The organism is Ohtaekwangia kribbensis (assembly GCF_042676245.1).
Taxonomy (GTDB): Bacteria; Bacteroidota; Bacteroidia; order Cytophagales; family Cyclobacteriaceae; genus Ohtaekwangia; species Ohtaekwangia kribbensis.
Genome location: NZ_JBHTKA010000007.1, coordinates 317,146 through 338,641 on the forward strand (window position 1 = coordinate 317,146; position 21,496 = coordinate 338,641).

At 45.0% G+C, this 21,496-nt stretch carries 13 protein-coding genes; 9 read left to right on the top strand and 4 right to left on the bottom strand.

Features of this window, described 5'->3' with window-relative positions:
• Nucleotides 1-187: 187 nt before the first annotated feature.
• From rhaM to ACFQ21_RS16585, 7 genes are all read left to right on the top strand, one after another.
• Complete coding sequence (gene rhaM / locus ACFQ21_RS16555; protein WP_377580393.1) at nt 188-502, top strand: L-rhamnose mutarotase; 315 nt, start codon at nt 188-190, stop codon at nt 500-502.
• Nucleotides 503-508: 6 nt separating this feature from the next.
• Nucleotides 509-2,053, top strand: coding sequence for a sialate O-acetylesterase (locus tag ACFQ21_RS16560; protein ID WP_377580394.1), 1,545 nt, complete (start codon nt 509-511; stop codon nt 2,051-2,053).
• A 30-nt stretch (nt 2,054-2,083) separates the two neighbouring features.
• Nucleotides 2,084-5,023 carry a glycosyl hydrolase gene (locus ACFQ21_RS16565; RefSeq protein WP_377580395.1) on the top strand — a complete coding sequence of 980 codons (2,940 nt, stop codon included), beginning with the start codon at nt 2,084-2,086 and terminating at the stop codon, nt 5,021-5,023.
• A 120-nt stretch (nt 5,024-5,143) separates the two neighbouring features.
• The gene (locus ACFQ21_RS16570; RefSeq protein WP_377580396.1) at nt 5,144-8,479 is read left to right on the top strand and encodes a SusC/RagA family TonB-linked outer membrane protein; all 3,336 of its coding nucleotides are present in this window, start codon (nt 5,144-5,146) and stop codon (nt 8,477-8,479) included.
• A 29-nt stretch (nt 8,480-8,508) separates the two neighbouring features.
• Nucleotides 8,509-10,350 (top strand): RagB/SusD family nutrient uptake outer membrane protein, encoded by a 1,842-nt coding sequence (locus tag ACFQ21_RS16575; protein ID WP_377580397.1) that lies wholly within the window; start codon nt 8,509-8,511, stop codon nt 10,348-10,350.
• A 133-nt stretch (nt 10,351-10,483) separates the two neighbouring features.
• Nucleotides 10,484-10,813, top strand: a complete 330-nt coding sequence (locus ACFQ21_RS16580; RefSeq protein WP_377580398.1) for an outer membrane protein assembly factor BamB family protein — start codon at nt 10,484-10,486, stop codon at nt 10,811-10,813.
• Between the two features lie 794 nt (nt 10,814-11,607).
• Complete coding sequence (locus ACFQ21_RS16585; protein ID WP_377580399.1) at nt 11,608-12,735, top strand: GAF domain-containing protein; 1,128 nt, start codon at nt 11,608-11,610, stop codon at nt 12,733-12,735.
• A gap of 110 nt (nt 12,736-12,845) precedes the next feature.
• Here the strand turns inward: ACFQ21_RS16585 and ACFQ21_RS16590 are convergent, their stop codons facing one another.
• Together ACFQ21_RS16590 and ACFQ21_RS16595 are read right to left on the bottom strand one after the other, a co-directional pair.
• On the bottom strand, nt 12,846-14,711 hold the full coding sequence (locus ACFQ21_RS16590; RefSeq protein WP_377580400.1) for a RagB/SusD family nutrient uptake outer membrane protein: 1,866 nt from the start codon (nt 14,709-14,711) through the stop codon (nt 12,846-12,848).
• 54 nt (nt 14,712-14,765) lie between these two features.
• A complete protein-coding gene (locus ACFQ21_RS16595) occupies nt 14,766-17,978 on the bottom strand; it encodes a SusC/RagA family TonB-linked outer membrane protein (protein ID WP_377580401.1) in 3,213 nt (1,070 codons plus the stop codon).
• Nucleotides 17,979-18,222: 244 nt separating this feature from the next.
• Here ACFQ21_RS16595 and ACFQ21_RS16600 point away from each other — a divergent pair, with 244 nt between their 5' ends.
• On the top strand, nt 18,223-18,495 hold the full coding sequence (locus tag ACFQ21_RS16600; RefSeq protein WP_377580402.1) for a hypothetical protein: 273 nt from the start codon (nt 18,223-18,225) through the stop codon (nt 18,493-18,495).
• A 142-nt stretch (nt 18,496-18,637) separates the two neighbouring features.
• Here ACFQ21_RS16600 and ACFQ21_RS16605 read toward each other — a convergent pair whose 3' ends face one another.
• Nucleotides 18,638-19,483 (bottom strand): Calx-beta domain-containing protein, encoded by an 846-nt coding sequence (locus ACFQ21_RS16605; RefSeq protein WP_377580403.1) that lies wholly within the window; start codon nt 19,481-19,483, stop codon nt 18,638-18,640.
• 236 nt (nt 19,484-19,719) lie between these two features.
• Nucleotides 19,720-20,316 carry a crossover junction endodeoxyribonuclease RuvC gene (gene ruvC, locus ACFQ21_RS16610; protein ID WP_377582029.1) on the bottom strand — a complete coding sequence of 199 codons (597 nt, stop codon included), beginning with the start codon at nt 20,314-20,316 and terminating at the stop codon, nt 19,720-19,722.
• Nucleotides 20,317-20,318: 2 nt separating this feature from the next.
• Between ruvC and ACFQ21_RS16615 the strand changes: the two genes are divergently transcribed.
• On the top strand, nt 20,319-21,419 hold the full coding sequence (locus ACFQ21_RS16615; RefSeq protein ID WP_377580404.1) for a glycosyltransferase: 1,101 nt from the start codon (nt 20,319-20,321) through the stop codon (nt 21,417-21,419).
• Nucleotides 21,420-21,496 lie beyond the last annotated feature (77 nt).

Sequence of the window (21,496 nt, forward strand, 5' to 3'; positions counted from 1 at the left end):
TGGATTAAATCCAGGGGCATAAAAATCACGAAGGAGAGACGAAGTTGCAAAGGTAAGGCTCCAGCCTTTTTATCCCAGAAGCCAGTAACCAATTACGGATAACGATTCACGATTAACGGCTAGCCGATACTACAGGACACACTTTCCCACTATATATTCATAGATTGGTTAACCAATCGGACTGTCTATGAAACGAGCAGCTTTTAAAATGAAACTCAAGCCCGGCTATCGGGAAGAGTATAAGAAAAGGCACGATGCCATCTGGCCCGAATTGAAGAAGCTGTTGCAGGATGCAGGCATCCACGACTATTCCATTTTTCTTGACGAAGAAACCGATACACTTTTTGCCGTTCAGAAAATAGATGGCAAGGCCGGCTCGCAGGATCTTGGCAAAACTGAAATCGTACAACGCTGGTGGGCCTATATGGCCGATATCATGGAAACCAATCCGGATAATTCTCCTGTGTCGATAGCGCTTCCTGAAGTTTTTTACCTCGACTAATTACCGATGCGGTTCGTTATTACCTTCTGCTATATAGTATATACCGCTGTTGCCTGTGCGCAGGTAAAGCCTGCGAGTGTATTTGGTAATCACATGGTGTTGCAACGCGATATGCCCGTGCCGGTGTGGGGTACAGCAAAGGCAGAAGAAAAGATTACACTTGAATTGAATGGCCAGAAGTTAAAAACGAAAGCCGATGGTTCGGGTAGGTGGTCCGTTGTATTTACCCCGATGGCAGCCGGAGGCCCCTATACATTAAAGGTGTCGGGTAAAAATACAATTACGTTTACAGATATATACATGGGTGAAGTATGGCTCTGCTCGGGACAGTCGAACATGGACATGACGGTAGCACGCGAAGATCGTTACTGGTGTGGCGTATACAATGAGCAGGAAGAAGTAACGAACGCAAACTACCCGCTCATCAGAGTCTTTGATGTCGACTTCAATCCGGAAGATGAACCGCAGATGGAAGTGAATGGCAAGTGGGAAATTGTATCACCTCAATCGATCGGACATTTATCAGCTACTGCCTATTTTTTCGCGCGCGATATATTCAACAAGTATAAAATTCCGATCGGGTTGATCACTACAGCGTACGGTGCCAGCACGGCAGAGGCGTGGATTAGTCGCCCGGCATTGCAAAGTCATCCGCAGCTTTCATTTTTATTGGAGGACTACGCGAAGAAATGCGCGGCATACGATACGAGCTATACTGCTAAAAAGAAATATACCGAAGCGTATACTGCCTGGAAAATAGCGGCAGATAAAGCTGTAGAAGATGGAAAAGACAAACCACGCGAACCTAAAAATCCTGATCCCCATCGTGATCAGCATAACCCGGCTGTATTGTATAATGGTATGATTGCTCCGCTGGTTCCGTATGCTATACGCGGTGCGATCTGGTACCAGGGTGAATCGAACGGCCCAACGGCAAGGCTATACGGCACACTTATGGAGACACTCATCACTACGTGGCGCAAAGACTGGAAGCATGGCGATTTTCCTTTTCTCTATGTTCAGATTGCTAATCATCAGGAACAGGTAAAGGAGCCGGTTAAAGATGATCCAATGGTGTGGGTGCGTGATGCCCAGCTTCGGAATCTCTCTATCCCTAACACGGGTATGGCAGTTGCGATAGATAACGCCAATCCCGAGAATCCCAACGACATCCATCCGAAAAACAAACAAGCCATTGGTAAACGTCTTGCGCTTATCGCACGGGCAAAAGTATATGGCGAAAAAGAAATGGAATATTCCGGTCCGCTATATTCCAGAATGAAAGTAGAGGGTAACGCGATACGTATATATTTCGTTCATGGTAAGTCACTAAAGATTCATGGTGATGAACTTCACGGGTTTGCCATTGCCGGCAGCGATAAACAATTTGTATGGGCAACAGCCCGTGTGGATGGTAACTCTGTGATAGTATATAGTCCGGAAGTAAACGAACCTGTTGCCGTACGGTATAACTGGAGCAAAAATCCTCCGGGTAATTTATATAACGAAGCGGATTTACCGGCATCGCCATTTCGAACAGATTCAGAGTAAACAGCAATTAAATCTTAAGTATACCTCTATATGGTTTGCGCACGTGTTATATTTCTTTTGTGGATTGTGATAGGAGCTGCATCCTGCTCGAAAGAAGTAGCTGTAAAGCCCGGGTGGCCGACAGCAACGCAAGAGAATAAACCGTGGAGTCGTTGGTGGTGGGAGGGAAACGCTCTCACGAAAGAAGGCATCACCGCGGAAATGGAAGCTTATAAAAAAGCAGGTATTGGCGGATTGGAGATTACACCTATATATGGTGTTCATGGTTATGAAAAACATTTCATTGATTTTCTGTCACCGCAGTGGATGGAGTTATTTCTGCATACGTTGAAAGAGGCCGAGCGATTGGACATGGGCATTGATATGGCTACCGGCACAGGCTGGCCCTTTGGCGGACCATGGGTTAGTGACGAGTATGCCTGTCGAAATATGTATCACCAGGTGTACGAAGTAAAAGGAGGACAGAGTCTCCCGGAGAAAATTATATATATACAGCCTCCCTATCTGCGTGCTGTTGGAAACCAGGTATACGAGTTTAACGACAAGCCGACTCCTGAAAATACGATTGGACAGAGATCGATAAAAGAACCTGCTCCGCGAATTGATCCGAAGAAGATCGATATAAAGGATCTTGTTCAACCAATCGCTGCGAATAAAAATCTGCAGGCTCTGGCATTAGACCAGGTTCAGTTCGAGCGATCCATTCCACTGCAAGTGTTAATGGCTTATAGCGATGAAGGTAAATCGATCGATCTCACCCGTCAGGTAGATGCTAATGGGAAACTCAACTGGACAGCCCCGGCCGGTAACTGGAAACTATATGCTGTATTTGCGGGCTGGCATGGTAAAATGGTAGAGCGTGCCGGACCCGGTGGTGAAGGAAATGTGATTGATCATTTTTCCGATGCAGCGCTCAAACATTACCTGCATCGTTTTGATAGTGCTTTTAAAGGTCATGATATAAAATCACTGCGATCATTTTTTAATGATTCGTACGAGGTAGACGATGCGCGCGGCAGTGCAGACTATACTTATACATTGTTTGAAGAATTTACCAAACGAAGAGGCTACGACCTGCGCGAGCATTTGCCTGAACTCTTCAATAAAGATCACGAAGATCACAAGCGTATACTCTGCGATTATCGTGAAACCGTTTCGGAGCTGGTGTTGAATAACTTTACACTGCCATGGAAAGCGTGGGCACATCAACATGGTGCGTTGATCCGTAACCAGGCGCACGGTTCGCCCTCCAATATACTTGACCTATATGCTGCAGTAGATATTCCGGAGATCGAAGGTATAGAACCGTTGCGTATTAAGATGGCTTCTTCAGCCGGAAATGTTACCGGTAAAAAACTGGTCTCATCCGAATCAGCAACGTGGCTCAACGAACACTTTGAATCAAACCTCAGCGATATAAAAATAGCAGTTGATCGCTTTTTACTGAATGGTGTCAATCATATTGTTTACCACGGCACGTGCTACTCGCCACCAAATGAGCCATGGCCGGGATGGCTTTTCTACGCTGCCGTACACATGAACCCGCGCAATAGCTTGTGGCATGATACTCCTGCATTGAATAACTATATAACGCGCTGTCAGTCGCTTTTGCAGAGCACGCGTGCCGATCACGATGTACTCTTATACTTTCCTATATACGATCGGTTTTCAACTCCGGGTAAAGAGATGATCGAGCATTTTGATGGCGTAGGTAAACAATTTGAAAACACAGCCTTCCGTGACGGTGCCGAGTATATGCAAGAGAACGGTTATGCTTTTGATTTCATATCTGATAAGCAGATTGAGAACAGCACGGTGGAGAATGGGGTGATCAAAACAGAAGGTAAAGCAACGTATAAAACTATTGTGATGCCGCATTCTGAATATATACCGCTGTGGACCTTCGCCAAGATCATTTCATTGGCAGAGGAAGGTGCGACCATCGTGGCGTATAAAGGTTTGCCAACGGCCATTGCCGGGTATGCCGATCGAACCGAAAAAGAAAACCAGTTTCACGGATTGATCGACAGGTTGAAAGTAGCAAAAAGTGAAAGTGGCGTGAGGGAAATGCAGGTTGGTAAAGGACGCATTGTTGTGGGCGATGATCTGGAGCAACTCCTTTCTTTTATTAAAGTACAGAATGAACCGATGGGTGAAAATGGTTTGCAATACCAACGCAAAAAAGATGTGGATGGGAATATAGTATATTTCATTTCCAACAATTCTGAAAAGACTATCAATGCCTGGATACCGCTTCAAGCTAAAGCGGGAAGTATAACATTGCTCGATCCAATGAGTGGTGAGGTAGGGAAGGCGCGCGTTAAAAGCGAGGCACAAACAACGCAGGTGTACCTGCAATTAACCGCGCACCAGACTATATTTGTTAAGCTATATCCTAGCTCAATAGACATGCCGGATTTCAGGTACTGGCAATCATCCAAAGATTCAGTCTCATTGAGTGGAACCTGGAAAGTAACGTTCACCCAGGGTGGTCCTTCGCTTCCTGCCGTTGTACAAACTGATACGTTGAAATCTTGGACACAATTCAACGGAGATATATACCCGATTTTTTCCGGAACGGCAACGTATACCCTCGAATTTAATAAGCCTGCTCAACAGCCACAGCAATGGTTGCTCAAACTCGGTAAAGTAAAAGAAACGGCTGCGGTATATCTTAACGGTAACTATATAGCTACACTCATCGGGCCGGCATACCAGGTTGCCATTGATCCAGTGATGCTGCAAAATAAAAATATACTCGAAGTGCGTGTGTCCAATCTCATGGCAAACCGCATTGCAGATCTGGACAAGCGAAAAGTCTTCTGGAAGAAATTTTACAATGTAAATTTTCCATCGCGAAAGGCCGAGAACCGTGTTAACGGAATCTTTGATGCTTCACACTGGAAGCCACACGAATCGGGGCTGATGGGCCCGGTAACACTTCAGGCTTTAGTCGCACAGCTGCCTTAAAACCTTATTTTTCCGGTAATTCAAACGTTTTAGATACGGTATAGTGCAGGATAGTTCCCGGCATAACAGGAGGTAAATTCATATTACGCGCAATCGATTGCATCACCAAATCAACCTCCTATGAAAAAATGTTTATCTATTCCGATCAGATCATTTCTCGATCTGTTTGTCGCATGCTTCCTCGTTTTCTGCGTGAGTATCTCTACTGCTCAGGCGTTCCAGACACGCGTGATCAAAGGGCAGATACTTTCATCAGATGACAACACTCCGCTGCCGGGTGTGAACGTACTTGTAAAAGGTACAGCCAATGGTACTGTTACCGATGGCGATGGTAATTATTCCATCGAAGTTCCCAATGCCGATGCTATACTTGTCTTCAGCTCCATCGGCTATGCCACTACTGAAATAACAGTAGGTGGACAATCATCCATAAACCTCTCACTCAACCCCGATGTTACTTCGTTAACAGAAGTGGTTGTTGTAGGATATGGTAGTGTCAAGAAGAGCGATGTAACCGGGGCGCTCTCGTCTGTATCGGCAGAACAGTTACGCGCTATACCCGTGCAAAGTATATCGCAGGCTATGCAGGGACGCGCGGCTGGTGTAGATATAGCACAGAACAGCTTTCGTCCGGGCGACAACCCGGTTATACGCATACGCGGTAACCGCTCGCTCATCGGTGGTAACGATCCGCTTATCGTGCTCGATGGTATACCGTTGCCCGAAGGATCAAGCATCAACGACTTTAGTCCGAGTGATGTAGAGTCAATCGAGATATTAAAGGATGCATCATCAACCGCTATATATGGTTCGCGCGGAGCCAACGGTGTTGTGCTGGTAACTTCGAAGAAAGGTAAAGCAGGTAAAGCTAAAATTACTTACGATGGTTATTATGGTGTATCTACTCCGTTGTCTGAGATCGATATGAAAACCGGTGGCCAGCATGCCGAGATGCGCAGAGAAGCTTTGCGTAACAATGCGGGCTTTGTATATACTGTACCATGGGCTGACGTTAACCAGGACTTCGCTGCGTTCAGTCCATCGGATGTAGAGATGTGGAACTCCGTTGCTGACGGTTACGAATGGCAGGATCGTCAGGCAAGAATACCGGTTATGCGTCCGGTGACAGCAGAGGAACGCGAAGACTTTGAAAGCTACTACGCACAGTATGCATATCGATATCCGGAAGGTACAGCTTCGCGAACAGCAGAGATACAAGCGAAGCTTGATAACCTGCGTGCGTTACTCGATGATCCTAACCTGCAGATACCGGTATATAATCCGGAGAAGGTTCGGTCAACGAATTGGGGTGACCTCGCATTGCGTACTGGTCGGAAACAAAGTCACCAGTTCAGTGTAGCCGGTGGAACTGAAAATATAGGGTTATTCTTTGGAGCCGGATACTACAATGAAGAAGGGATACAGAAAGGACAGGACTTCGAACGCTTCAATGCAAAAGTAGGACTCGACTACCAGGTAAATGATATACTCAAAGTAGGCGGTACCATTACCGGAACACTCTCGACACAGAACTACGGATCACCCCTATATTTCAGAGCGATTGGACAGTTGCCGCTGGCTATTCCATACGATGCGACCGGCAAGATCATTTTTCAACCCGGTGGCGATCCGCTGATATTTAGTCCGCTTAACGAGATCGATGACTTTATTGATGATCGGAGAACATCACGTGTATTCGGAAGTTACTATGCCGATCTCAAACTTTTCAAAGGACTTCGTTTCCATGTAAATCTAGGCACCGATTTGAAAGAATATAGAAGAGGTCGTTACCAGGGATCGTTTACTTCCGACAGGAGAGGTGGTACATCATGGGCTGAATATAACCAGGAGAACCGTTTCACCTGGGTAATGGAAAATCTGCTCTTCTATGATAAGCAGATCGGTGACAAACATACTATAGGTGTAACAGCTATGTATAGTATGCAGAAAGATCGCTTCGAGTCATCGCTCACAAACGTTGCTAACTTACCGTACGAGTCGCAGCTATACTATAATTTAGGATCGACCAACGCTTCCGGTCCGGATGCTTTTGCCAGCGATTTTTCCGAGAAAGTTATTCTGTCCTATATGGCGCGTGTAAATTACTCGTTGCTCGATCGCTACCTGTTGACATTGACGGGTCGTTATGATGGATTGTCTCCTTTGGCAAAAGGAAACAAATGGGGATTCTTCCCTTCGGCATCTATCGCCTGGAAGATACACCAGGAACCTTTCATGAGCAGTGTAACATTCGTGGATGAATTGAAACTGCGCATCGGTTACGGTGAAGTGGGTAACGCAGGTGTACCTCCATATCTTGCCAAAGGTAGATTAAATAAAGTTCCGTATGTGTGGGGTGAGACACCGGCATGGGGATATGCTCCGCTATATATACAGAATCCGAACCTGCGCTGGGAAGGAACGCGCTCGCTCAATGCCGGTATAGATTTCGGACTGATTGCAGGGAGAGTTACCGGTACATTCGAAGTATATCAGCAAACTACAGATGATCTGATGATGTGGCGACAACTGCCAACGGCCTCTGGTTTCTCTTCTATTCTTGAAAACATAGGGAAAGTAAGAAACTGTGGTATTGAAGTAGCCTTGAACACCGTAAATATAGATGCCGGTAATGGTTTCAAATGGGAAACAAGTATCATCTTCTCCAAGAATAAAGAAGAGTTGCTCGAGCTATATGGCGGAACCAACGATGATCTTGGAAACCGTTGGTTCATCGGACACCCTATAACAACCTATTATGATTGGCAACCGATCGGTGTATGGCAAACGAGCGAAGCCGATGCCGCTGCGGTGTATAAAAGAATTCCTGGACAAGGAAAGATCAAAGATCAGAGTACCGACAATGATGGTGATGGTATAAAAGATGGTCCCGATGGCGTGATCAATGCCAACGACCAGGTTATACGCGGGAACAACGTACCCGATTGGACCGGTAGCATCATGAACAAATTGTCCTATAAGAATTTTGAATTTTCTTTCATGCTCTATACCCGCCAGGGATCAACCATTGCGAGCGGTTATTACAGACCAGCGCTTGCCGGACGTTATCCTGAGCCTGCCCTGGTTGATTATTGGACACCTACCAATCCAACCAATATGTACCCGCGCCCTACAACAGACCAGGAGCGTATTGATTACCCCCAGGCGTATCTATACCAGGATGGTTCATTTGTAAAGATGCGTAACATCACACTGGGCTATACATTTCCGCGTAACATGATATCGAAATTCAGAATGGAGAGTCTGCGGTTGTATGTAACAGCTTATAACCCGTTCCTGTGGAGTGACTTTAAAGGAGGCGATCCTGAATTCTATGCAAACTCTACACGTGTTGATCGTGGTCTCAATGTACCGATCACGAACGTAGACGATCAACTCATCGGTAACAACCTGAGTGAACGAAGTGTAGTATTCGGATTGACCGTTGGATTCTAAGAACAGTGTCACGATTAAAAAATACAGGTATGAAAAAAATAGCAATACTTTTCTTTACAACTGTGGCACTCTTCTCATGCCATGACATGCTGGATGAAGAAGCCGTATCACAACCTACATACGATCTTTATAATTCGGAGGCCGGTGTTGAGCAACTGGTAAATGCGGCCTATAACACATTGCGTTTTCAGTTCAACGGTGAACAGAGCTTTACCATGTGGAACTATGGCGTGGATGAATATATACAGGCAGCCGATGGTCAGAATAAATTTGTAGACGCCTATACCAACCAGCTGAACTCTACTTTTACCATGTTCCACGATGTATGGACAGCCTACTACCAGGGTATAAATACATGTAACATGGCAATGAAACTTATTCCCGATGTAGTGGGTGAAGGTGGTGGACTTTCTACCGAACAGGGTAAAGCGAGACGAATTGCAGAGATGCGTTTTCTGCGTGGATATTATTACTTTGTGCTGGTACAGCAATTTGGAAGTATACCTGTATCGTTAACAGCAACCGAAGGTATAAATCTTGAATTTCCAAAGTCGCCCGTAGCCGATGTATATGACGTTATCATTGCTGACCTGCGTGCTGCTGAAGCCGTGCTGCCGCAAACACAAGGCGATCGGGGCCGCATCACGCAAGGTGCAGCGCGTCACTTTCTGGCAAAGGTATATCTCACCCGTGGCAGTGCTGTAACCGATGAGCGCGGACAAAAAGAAACCGATATCGACAGCGCTGCTTACTATGCTGATCTTGTAATCAACCAGGGTACATACGCACTCGTAAATAACTTTGCAGACCTGTGGAACGTAGCGAATGAAGCTAACAGTGAAGTAATTCTTTCGGCACAATTCAATAACAACCCGTTGTTGCTTGCTAACTCCGGTAATCGTGTTCATCTATACTATCAAATGGTATACGATGGCAAGCCAGGCATGGAGCGCGATATTACCTATGGACGTCCTTTCCGAAGATTGAAGCCTACACCGTATACAATTGAAGTATTCGATCGCAAGAATGATTCACGCTTCTATAAAAGTTTCAGAACGGTATACCTTAGCAACGATCGTACAGCACCGATCACCATTCCGAAATGGGAGCAGGCTGATGCCGATGCCGGGTATGTATCACAAGCCCTGGTTGGTAAAAATAAATTTAATGTAGGCGATACCGCTGTCATTGTTACCGTTGATAAAAACGTAAGCGATGCTGCTATCAAGTCTAAGTATTATTTGTGGATACCGCAAAACAAATGGAACAATGCAGACTTCCTTACACTGATAAAATGGATGGACCCGACTCGCCTGGATATAGGCACTGAGTTTGCCGGCAGAGATGGTTTGATCGCGCGACTCGGAGAAACATACCTGATCGCAGCCGAAGCATACGGCCGCATGGGAGATTATACGACAGCCGCTAACTATATAAATGTACTCCGCGATCGTGCCGCCTATAAAGCAGGTGAAGTAAAACCGTTCCACTTCTACAAGACAGAGGGCGGTGCCTATGGTGATATCAACAGTACAGCGGCAGCACTACACATCGATGCAACCTATTGGGATAACAACGTTGCACTCGAGAAATACCCGGCATCAGCGAGCAGTACAGAAAGCAGATTTATACATTTTATACTTAACGAAAGAACACGCGAGTTACTCGGAGAGCTGCACCGTTGGAATGATCTTGTTCGTACTGAAACATTTTACGAACGTGTAAAACAATTCCATTCAATCGCAGCACCCAATGTGCAGCCGTTCCATAAACTGCGTCCTATACCACAGGCGCATCTGGAACGTGTATTTATAAATGGAAGACCACTCACAGGCGAAGAAAGACAACAACAACAAAACCCCGGATATTAACCCCTCTCATTGGTTTGGTGCTTGAAGAGGTTACCCGCAAGGGTAGCCTTTTCTTTTTTATTTTACTCAACAACTTTAAAGCACGGTGAGCGGTGCTATATCCTTTTTCCTATATTGTTGCCAATCTTTATACATGGAAAATGATATACTTATAATTGGCTCCAACGGTTACGTGTCAGCTATACAAACCAGTGATGGATGCGAGCTTTGGCGCACCAAACTACGCGAAGGCTTTTTCGGAGGTTCAGGAGGCTGCGATGTGAGTGTGCTGATCGAAGGTGACAAAATTTTCGCAGGCTGTGCCGGACGGATCTATGCACTCCGAACATCTGATGGAAAAATACTTTGGGACAATGACCTGAAAGGAATGGGCTATAACCAGGTGGCGCTGGCGAAAGAGGGTACAAGCATACAGTTTATTACGCGAATAGAGGGAACAGGGAGTAGCAGTAGTAACTCGTAACTACCCGGATAGTCCTTCCTAAAATTATAGTGAAAGTCTTACTGATTATTGATTTGTAATTCTAAATGGTTAGAGTGGCGCTTATGATTTTATAAAACCTGGAGACTCGATCATTAAGGATGTTAATAGTTTGGATCGAAATAACTATTTAATGAATACTATTCGAACCTATTACCAAAATGAATAAACTAAGATATAGTTTTGGGACTTTGATCGCTGTAAGTAACCAAATGAAATGCTACTCAGAATATACCGGAAAGAGCGTAGTTCGTTACGTACTAGGTTTAATGCTTTTAACAAGCTGCCATTTAATAGTCAGTATATAAATAGAGAGGGAGACAAAGTAGCTGCCGAGAATAACTTTAAAATTATTTGAAGCGTGCAAAAAAAATAGAATTGTGAATCGATATTGAGATTCTATAGTGACGTTTTTTTTGACGTTACTAACCAGGATCTGAAATGAGCAATCCATCTGCTGTTATTTACTTGTTTGTAGAAAGCTTTGGCAAGGCCAAGGTTATTATATACCTATACAGGACGCTTAATCGTCTTGCAAAACTTAATCACCAGCGGGGTTTCAGGAAAAAATGTATGACTATATCCGTGGGCAAGATTTCCCTATAACTATAAACGAGTATATAGTATTTATACTCAATTGAGGTTGCAACGTACAACATAACGGTTTGTTACTTGCACAAAAACATTCGTATTCGTATATTAATTACCAAGTCTAACTATTGGAGTTACGTCAAATATTGACCTGAAATGGTTGTCTAAATTAAAATATCGGAAACATGAACGATGAATTACGCATGAGGGAGTTGATGGAATATCACATCTTAGATACACCACCGGAAAAAGAGCTTGATGAAATTGCACAAATCGCTTCGATAGTATGCAATACCCCTATGTCCATGGTCACTTTTATCGATTCACATCGCCAATGGTACAAAGCAAAAAAAGGTGTCAGCATGAATGAAGTACATCGCGCAGACTCGTTTTGCCAGCATGCTTTAAATCGTCCGGAAGAATTACTCATTGTAGAAGATCCGAGCACGGATGACCGATTCAGGAATAACAGATACGTTTCGGGTGATCCTTATATCCGGTTCTACGCAGGTGCACCGTTGACCTCGCCTTCCGGCAATGTACTTGGTACCCTTTGTGTAATGGACAGCAAGCATCACGATATCACTGAAGATCAAAAGGAAGCGCTAAAGCTTCTCGCTGATAAGGCGATGCAGTATCTCAACATGCGCAAAACATTGATTGAGCAAGGACATTTCATAGAACATAGTGCCGAAAAACTCAAAAAACTAAGCGACTTAGCGCCAGGCGTTATGTTTCAAATTGAGGCAAAAACTGACGAAAAAATTAAGCTGGTTTTCGTAAGCCAGGGAGTTGAAAAAATGCATCCTGATTTTACAACCGAAACGATCACTGACAATCCTGAGACTTTCGTTAGCCTTATCCACGAAGGAGATCGTATACGAATAATAAAGAGCATTGAGCATTCCCTCGCTCATAAATCATCGTGGAGCGAACAGTTCAGGCTGATCAATCCAGAGGACGAATATACATGGTACTCAGTGAATGCAACCATCGAGCGTAAAGTTAACGGAGCAACTATATATGGATCGATACACAACATTTCAGCTTTAAAAGAATATGAAGCGTTACTTAACCAAGTTCTTCATGACGTGTCTCACGTTATGCGCCGGCCAATAACTTCAATGCTAGGGTTGGTTTCAGTAATGGAAACGGAGGTGTTTGATCGCATACAGGTGCAACAATACATGCAACATGTGAAATCAGTATTTACCGAACTCGATGCCTTCACACGAAACCTGAATATGGAATATACGGAAAAGATGAATAAATATGAGGACATGCATCGTCACTATTCAGCTGACTCAAGGTAAATCTCCAAACATACAGCATTACCGACTGATCTCATCAATAGTAATAAAGTAAAAGAAGCTGCTCAATGTTGAGACAGCTTCTTTTACAGTTTTACTTCATTAAATATATACTACCACCCCGGATTCTGCTCCGCTTGCTTCTCGTCTGCAGTTAATGGACGGCCATCTTTTTGTATAGTGTCGAGATGTCCTTGTGGTATAGGACGCAGCAGGTGCTTCTCCGATACGTTAGGTGCTGCTTCGGGGTTGAACGCTTTAGCACGTTCTACTAATGTTTTGGTGCGAGCGAGATCTACCCAGCGGTGAAATTCTCCCATCAGTTCGCGGGCGCGCTCATTGAGTATAAAGTGAATGAACAGTTGTTCTTTGGAAGTTGCTGATGCCGGGTATAATTCGCTGGCAGCTTCCGGTGTGCCCGATGTGAAATGATTTTCAGTTGCTACCATGGCTGTTTCGGTGCTGGTAGTTTCGCCCCAGGCAACATTTTCTGCAAGATAGTATACATTGCTTCGTGCTTCTCCTCCTTTGTAGGCGGCTCGCTTGCGCAGGGCGTTAATATACTCCAACGCTTTGGTATAATCTCCTTTACGACCGTATGCTTCGGCTGCAATCAGGTATGTTTCGCCAAGGCGCGCTAATATACCATCGCGTGTGCCTTTCTGATCGGATACATTCTGGCGAAGCGGATCTATATACTTGGACAATGATGGATATACACTCAAATTCCAATTCGTAACTTGTTTACCGGTTGCGTCATTATAGTATCTGATCTTGAACGTTTTTGCAGCTTTGTCAATATACTGCTGCGTAAAGCGTGTATCAGTCTTTTCGTTTATAATATATATAGCAGATGTATCACCAACGTTGAATTTGGTTTTACCGATCAGGTCTGCGCTCGGTGCATCAGCAGCAATCCATTTCGGCAGGGTAGCTGCGTTGTTCGCGATATAGGCAGTTTTGAAGCTCTTGTAGAAACGAGAGTCATTGGTGCGATCATATATATCGAGAGCATAATCTGTAGGACGCAAGCGCTGAAACTCGCGACCGTTCGCTACATCGCGAATCATGCCGGGTAAATTCTGATATATAGAAAGAAAATACAAATGTGTCTGGTTTCCGTAACGGCCCAGTTGACTTTGCGTATTATCGAACTGCGATGCGAGAATGATTTCTGCGTTCTGTTCATTCGCACCGTTCACAGCGGTATACTTGAAGAGATCGTTATAATCTGTTGCCAGCTTGCGCGTTGAATTAGAAACCACCTGGTCAGCATAATATATAGCGCTGTCCAGATCGGTTGATTTACTGAAATCTGCATACATTTCACTGGCCCGCGTAAGATATGCTTTTGCGAGAAAATGGTGAGCTGCATATTTGGCGATGCGTCCGTTTTGTGCAGCGGCTATAGGGAGCAGATCAGCAGAGCGTCTCAGGTCTGCGATCAACTGCCTGAAAACATCTTCTGCCGATGAACGCGAGAATTCGAGCTCCAGCCCCTCCGTTGGTTGAAGCTTGATCGGTACACCGCCAAACTGTGTAACAAGATTAAAATAGCTAAAGCCTCGAATGAAATATACTTCGCCTAAGCGTGTATTCAGTTTTTCTCCTGTCAATACTGAAGGCATGTTTACAATGCCACGATTACAGAGGTTGATCTGTCCATACATCGCATTCCAGTGTTGCGATAGTATAGATGTGTTCGTGGGATCCAGTGTGGCTACATACGTGTTCCAGATCACGAAATCCGTTCCGCCACCATTGGTAAATTCATCCGTACCATAATTCGTCATGGCGTATGCCCACTCGTAGTTGTGGTGAAACCGCAGGCCTTCGTAAGCACCGTTTACCAGTGCATCGAGTCCATCTTCTGTTTTGTAGTAATCCTGTGTAAGGGTTGCAACCATTTCTTCCTGCAGAAAGTCAGAGCAGGAGAGGAAGCACACCGAAAGTGTCAGTGTGAATAATATCTTTTTCATAATTCGTAGTAATTATAGTCTGTATATCCGTTCAACTTTATTCGCTTCATTTTTTCAGAAGGATACATTCAATCCGAACACAAGGCTTCGTGATGATATACCGGAGTTTATATCCGGATCGATGAACGAAGTTTTTGAATGCAGGAACGGATTCATAAGTTGTCCGTAGAGTCTCAATTCACTGATGTGTATTTTCTCCAGCATGCTATGCGGGAATACATAGGCGAGCGATATATAGCGAACCTTTACAAACGAACCATTCTGGTAGTTCATGGCGCTATAATGTACCGGTACACCACCGTTGCTATAGTCAGCACGAGGATATGCATTGGTAGGATTTTCAGGAGTCCAGTAATCAACTTTCCGGGCGGAGTAACGTCCCTGCATATCCACTGCACCACCTTCGATCGTGGCTCCCCAGCGTGCATATACAAATGCACTCAGTTCCAAGTTCTTATAACTGAAGGTATTGGTTATACCACCGTTCCACTGCGGATTGTTGGTGCCGAGTATCTGGCGGTCGTTGTTCTGATCGATCTTGTAATCACCATTTACATCTTCCACGCGTATATCACCGGCTTTATAGGTCGCACCATTCTCGTTGAATTTAGCCATCTCTTCCGCGTCTGCAGTCTGCCAGATACCAATCTTCTTATAGTCATAGTATACCTGCAACGGCTCACCGATAAACCATGATTTTGCAACATCATTAAACTTGCCATTGTATAGCTCTACAATTTTTCCACGGTTTCGTGTAAACGTTACGTTGCTGGCCCATTTGAAATCGCCCTGATCTATATTGATAGTTGATAAGGACACTTCAATACCTCTGTTCTGCGTTTTGCCAACGTTGAAATTTATACCACCATAACCCGTAACGTACGGAGTGGAGCGCGACATCAACAAGTCGTATGTATCCGCTATATAATAATCGATGGAGCCGGTAACGCGATCATTGAACAATCCGAAGTCGATACCGAAGTTCCATTGCTGTGTCTTTTCCCACCCCAGCTCGGGGTTCGGTATAGATCCCTGTTCATCGGCAGCAGCTTTTGGGTTGGAAGGTACATATCCGTTAGCGGCTGTACTTCCGAATACATACGGCACTTGTAGCAAACCTCCGGCAGTGTTGTAGGGATCAACGGCAGCATTACCAACGGTACCCATACCGATGCGTGGTTTCAGTTCACTGATCCAGTCAACACCCTGCAGGAACGATTCTTCATTCATCTTCCATGCGAAAGCAAACGAAGGGAAGAAGTCCCATTTGTTACCATTAGCCAATACAGAGGCACCGTCCCAGCGGCCTGAGACAGTCAGTAAATATTTATCGCGGAAGGTATAATTAACACGTCCCATATACGACATGAGTGTGCGCTTCGAGTAACTGGAGCCCCATCCATCCAATGCACCTTTGGTAGTAGATCTCAGATTATACCACAGCTGACTGTTATACGGAAGACTGGTAGCGGTCATGTCAGATCCTTCCTGTCTCCAGAGGGAAGAACTTTGCAACAGTGTTAAGCCGATCTTGTGATCACCGAATGTTTTATCATAGAATAACAGGTTCTCCCATGTCCACGATACTTGCTGATCTTGTCTATAGCGTGCATAGTTTGTAGAGGATGGCGCACCGCCACCGCGCAGTATAGATTCTTTATACTGGAACTCACCATTCTTATAGTTACGCAAGTCAGGACCAAAGTTTGTACGGAAGCGTAATCCTTCCGCTAGTTTAGCTTCTGCAAAGAAACTTCCTAAAATGCGCAGGGTGCTGCGCTCGTTGATAACGTATTCATCTTCGCGTATAGGGTTCACAATATTTATATCGCCACCCGGGTAGTATATATATTTACCAGCCGTGTCGTACGGTACAGCGAACGGCAACATGCCTTTCGCAGCTTCATAAATAGTGCGTGCTGCACGCGAGCCGGTGCCTGCATAGCCATAGTTTTGAATGGAATACGTTGTTGCCATAGAACCGCCAAACGTTAACCAGTCAACTGCACGGATCTCTAAATTTACTCTGCCGGTATAGCGTTTATAGTCTTGTCCTTTGCTGGTACCGGCTTGATTGAGATATCCGCCCGAGAAGAAAGCCTTCACGCGATCGGTACCCATGCTCACATTTACATTGTGATCTTGTGTAACACCGGTTTGATTAACATAATCTGTCCAATCCGTTGTAGGTACTTTGCTCGCATCATATACAGGCACCTCGGTTACACCCCACTTGGTTTGTTCTTCGGCTGTGGCAGGACGCATGGCCGGAACCAGATTGTCTTTATCCACCCAGGTATATCCGGCTGCTATAGATTCCCACGCAAAGGCATCTGCACCGAGTATGCGTTTGTCGTCAACGGGATTGGGATAGGGTGTTGAATATTTTGTGGTACCTGTTACAGAACGATAGGCGTTTCTTCTATACTCTGCATATTCACCCGCATTGAACATGTCTTGCAGGTCATTGATGCGTTCAAAATATACCGAGCCGCTATAGCTCACCTGTGCTTTACCGGCTTTACCTTTTTTGGTTGTTACGAGTATAACACCGTTCGCGGCACGCGAGCCATATATAGCCGAAGCCGAAGCATCTTTCAATACTTCGATGGATTCAATGTCGGCCGGGTTAATGGCATCTATACCGCCTGATTGCATCGGTATACCATCCACGACATAGAGCGGATCATTGGTAGCGAGCAGTGAACGTGTACCGCGTATGCGAATCGTTCCGAGCTCACCGGGACGAGCATTCGAAGTAACATCTATACCGGCAGCGCGACCTTGCAGGGCCTGCAATGTATTTTGTACCGGCATGGCGATGATCTGATCGGAAGTCATTTTTACAACGGACCCGGTAACATCACTTTTCTTTACAGTTCCGTAGCCCACTACCACAACTTCAGAGAGCGATGTTACATCGGCTTCCAGTGTAACGTCAATAACCGATTGAGATCCGATCGGTACTTCGCGTGTAGCGTACCCGATGGCACTCACGAGAAGTATAGCATCGCCTGACGAAACTTCCAGTGAGTAATTACCTTCGCTGTCTGTAACGGTACCGGTGCTGGTCCCTTTTACAATTACGTTGGCACCGGGAAAGCCGAGGCCGTCATCAGCCGAAGTGACTTTACCACGGATGATCCGTTGCTGGACGCCATGGTCGTTGGTCGCGCTGTGAGCATACAACGGTATGCCTACCAGCAGGAGCATTCCTGCTATACTCCATAGCAGAAATCTTTTGCTTCCAGATAAAATTTGATGCATAGTTAAATTGTTTTCGATTGGCTAGTGATTTAGGTTGAGTATGCGCAATCGATTGCGCAATGAACATAAAATTATTCGTGACGATACGGCTCACTGTCCTGCACTATACCGTTTGAAGTGGCTGTGATAGCACTTTTGATGAGATGGAAGCATACCTGTACTGTGCTGTGCCGGAGGCTTTGCAGCGTGAATTGCGCGCTTCGTTTTCCGGGCACGCTTTTTTGGACGATGTAGTAAAAAGCGTATGCAGAATATATTGTATAACCTTAACAGTGTAGAAGAGTCCTATGGGGAAAGTACACTCACGGGAGTCATTCAGATACACGAACGCATCGCTGATATCGCGATGTATATCGATCTCAATTCAGGCTACCTGAATGATTATGAAAGAGAAGAAACGAAGGATCGGTTGAATAAACTCATCGATCTGAACCGGAAGATTCGTGCGGAGCTGGAGAAACAGGAGGAAGATCTGATGACGGCTGCTTCGAAGTTAATGCCGTTCGTGAAGAGTTAGCAGTACACGTTATCCGTGAATCGTTATCCGTTAAGAATACGTAAATCCAGTTGCACAAAAGAAATCACAAAGAAGACGCAGCAAAGAAAAATACCTCTGTGATTTCTTTTGTGCCTTCTTTGTGTTCTTCGCGCCTTTGAATTTAATCTTTCCAGCGAACGGAAGGATATATATAAGGCTTCGCCACTCGGCCATAACTGGTTCCGGATTTTGAGAGTGGTCCGTAGAAGACAGCATATCCTACATCACTTGATGAAAACGTACCGGTGGCCGAGTCGTTGCTATAGCCTGCGCCGTTGAGATTGATTTTATAGTCAACACTACCGCTGCCGGCATTGTAGGCCACTACAATATAGTAATCGCCATCGGGCGCATCAGAAGGCAATGTCAGCGATTCAAAGCCTGATTCATTTTCAGATCCGTCATACATATCGAAGTCTGTAATCGTTTCGTCACTGATCTCTACATTGTTGACTATATATAGATTCAAATCTTCATCGTCAATATTATCACCACCTCCGGAACCCCAGGTGAGATCGATCTGTACATCATCATTCTCAGGCGCGGTGTCGTTGTCGTTTATCGTCAGGGTAAATATATTTTTGGTGGTATCGCTGCTGAGTTCAATTCCGTTTCCGGCAGCCGTGAGCTGTACAATGACTGATTCAGTCGATTCAATGATGGCTTCGTCAATTACCTGTATGCTAATGGTTGCTGTGCTTGCACCGGCAGCAATTGTTACCGGTGAACTTGTTAAAAGTTTATAGTCACCATTCAATGATGCTGTGCCGGAGAGTTCGAAGTATAGCTGCGTAGAGGCACTCACCGTTTTGCCTAATGAAATCGAAACCTTCTGCGTGCCCGCGTTTTCCTCTACAGTTTGTTCGGTTGCATCCAGTGTAATCGTGCTGCTGCTGTCATCGTCATCACTGCCACAGGCTTGTAGCAGGATGATCATCATCCCTGCGATATACTTTGCTATTTTCATGTAATCTTTTTGATAGCAAAGGTTGATGAATGATTTCTCATCCATCAAAAAAAATCTACCACCTCATCTATTTCAGAGGCCATCCAAATTTTTCAGGCTATATCTTTTTCCATGAGAGTTCAGGTGAACAGATATGAGAAATATAGCATGTGGGCGGAGTGATTGCTACGATATACTATATTTTGGTGGCTATCGTGGATTTTGCCGCGATCAAAAGTGCTATCAGGAAGAATCAGTTAACGCAGTCGCTCCGGGTTATCCTTGAGAAAGGATTCCCATGATTTTGATTTGGATGCCGCATTTCCTTTTTGAAAATGATGACACACGGCAACTGCCAGGGCATCCGTTGCATCCAGCAGTTTGGGCAATTCTTTAATAGTAAACAACGTCATTAACATGCGCGCAACTTGTTCTTTAGAGGCGTTACCATTGCCGGTAACGGACTGCTTCACTTTTTTAGGTGCATACTCAACGATCGGTATATCGCGCGAAAGCGCAGCCGACATCGCAACACCCTGTGCACGGCCCAGCTTCAACATCGATTGAACGTTCTTGCCAAAGAAAGGAGCCTCCAGCGCAACTTCATCAGGTGCATACTCATCGATAAGACTGAGCACGCGATCGAATATCTTCTTTAGCTTTAATTCATGCCCCTCATACTTGCTCAGGTGAATAACGCCATATTGAAGAAGCGTAAGTTTTGTACCGCGCACTTCGATGAGGCCGTATCCCATAATGTTGGTTCCCGGGTCGAGCCCGAGAATAACTTTTTCCTTTACACTTTTTCCCACGGGCACAAGATAGGTAGCATCGGGAAATTTTTGAAATTGCAGCAATGCTTTACCTTCTTGTTTTATTTGGTTGCAGTTATGGACTTGGCGTGCTCGCGTTGTGGCGGGCATGGTCGAATCCCCCCGTAATACCAAGTAAACAGCAGGATATTGCTCCATTTATAACCGTATTGATTGCTGCCCGCAATGAAGCAAAAAATATACATGATTTGCTGGAAGACCTGTTGAAGCAAAATTATCCATCATACGAAGTCATTGTCGTGGATGATCATTCCGAAGACGACACCATAGAAATAGCAGCGCGCTTTACAAGAGAGTATACTTCGTTCAGAGTCATTCGCAGTGCAAAACCTGGAAAGAAGCTGGCATTAACGGAAGGTGTGAAACACGCGCAGGGTTCGATCATTGTCGCTACCGATGCCGATTGTCGCGTGCCAGAACATTGGCTTTCTGCCATCGCTATATATTTTCAACAACCGGAAGTAAAAATGGTTTTTGGTGGCGTGCGTATGCAGCAGGAAAATTTCTTTCACGACTTGCAGGCGATTGAGTTTAGCAGTCTCATCGGGTCAGGTGCAGCAACGGCAGCAATGGGTTATCCTACCATGTGCAACGGGGCAAATATAGCGTACTGTAAAGCTGTATTTGAAGAAGTGAATGGATATACTGGCAACGAACATGTGCCTTCCGGTGATGATGAGTTTTTAATGCGCAAGATCAAAGCGATTTATCCTGCCGGTATATATTTCATGAACGATGCACGCAGTGTTGTTATCACACAGCCGAATGAGACAGCGGGAGCGTTTATAAAACAGCGACTTCGCTGGGCAGGGAAGTGGCGATACAACTCATCAGCCTATACCATGTTGCTGGCTATTTATATCTTTTCTATACAAGTGATTACCGTGTTGTGCTGGGGACTGTTGTTTAACTCTGACGAACGATTGCAAGTCACCGCGTTATTGTGGCTGGCAGTAAAGGCGTTGCTGGAGTTTTTGTTTCTGAGCAGTGTGTGCCGTTTTTTAGGTTGTCGATGGAACGGTCTGGCTTTTATGATGTTGCAGGTTATCTACCCGTTGTATGTCATGAGCATCGGGTTGTTCGCCCATTTTATTCCCCAGCAGTGGAAGGGAAGAACGTTATAAATTCATCAAAGATTGTTAAAAATGACTATGCTTTTTTATGAGGCTGATAATTGAATTGTAATTACCTTTACGATATT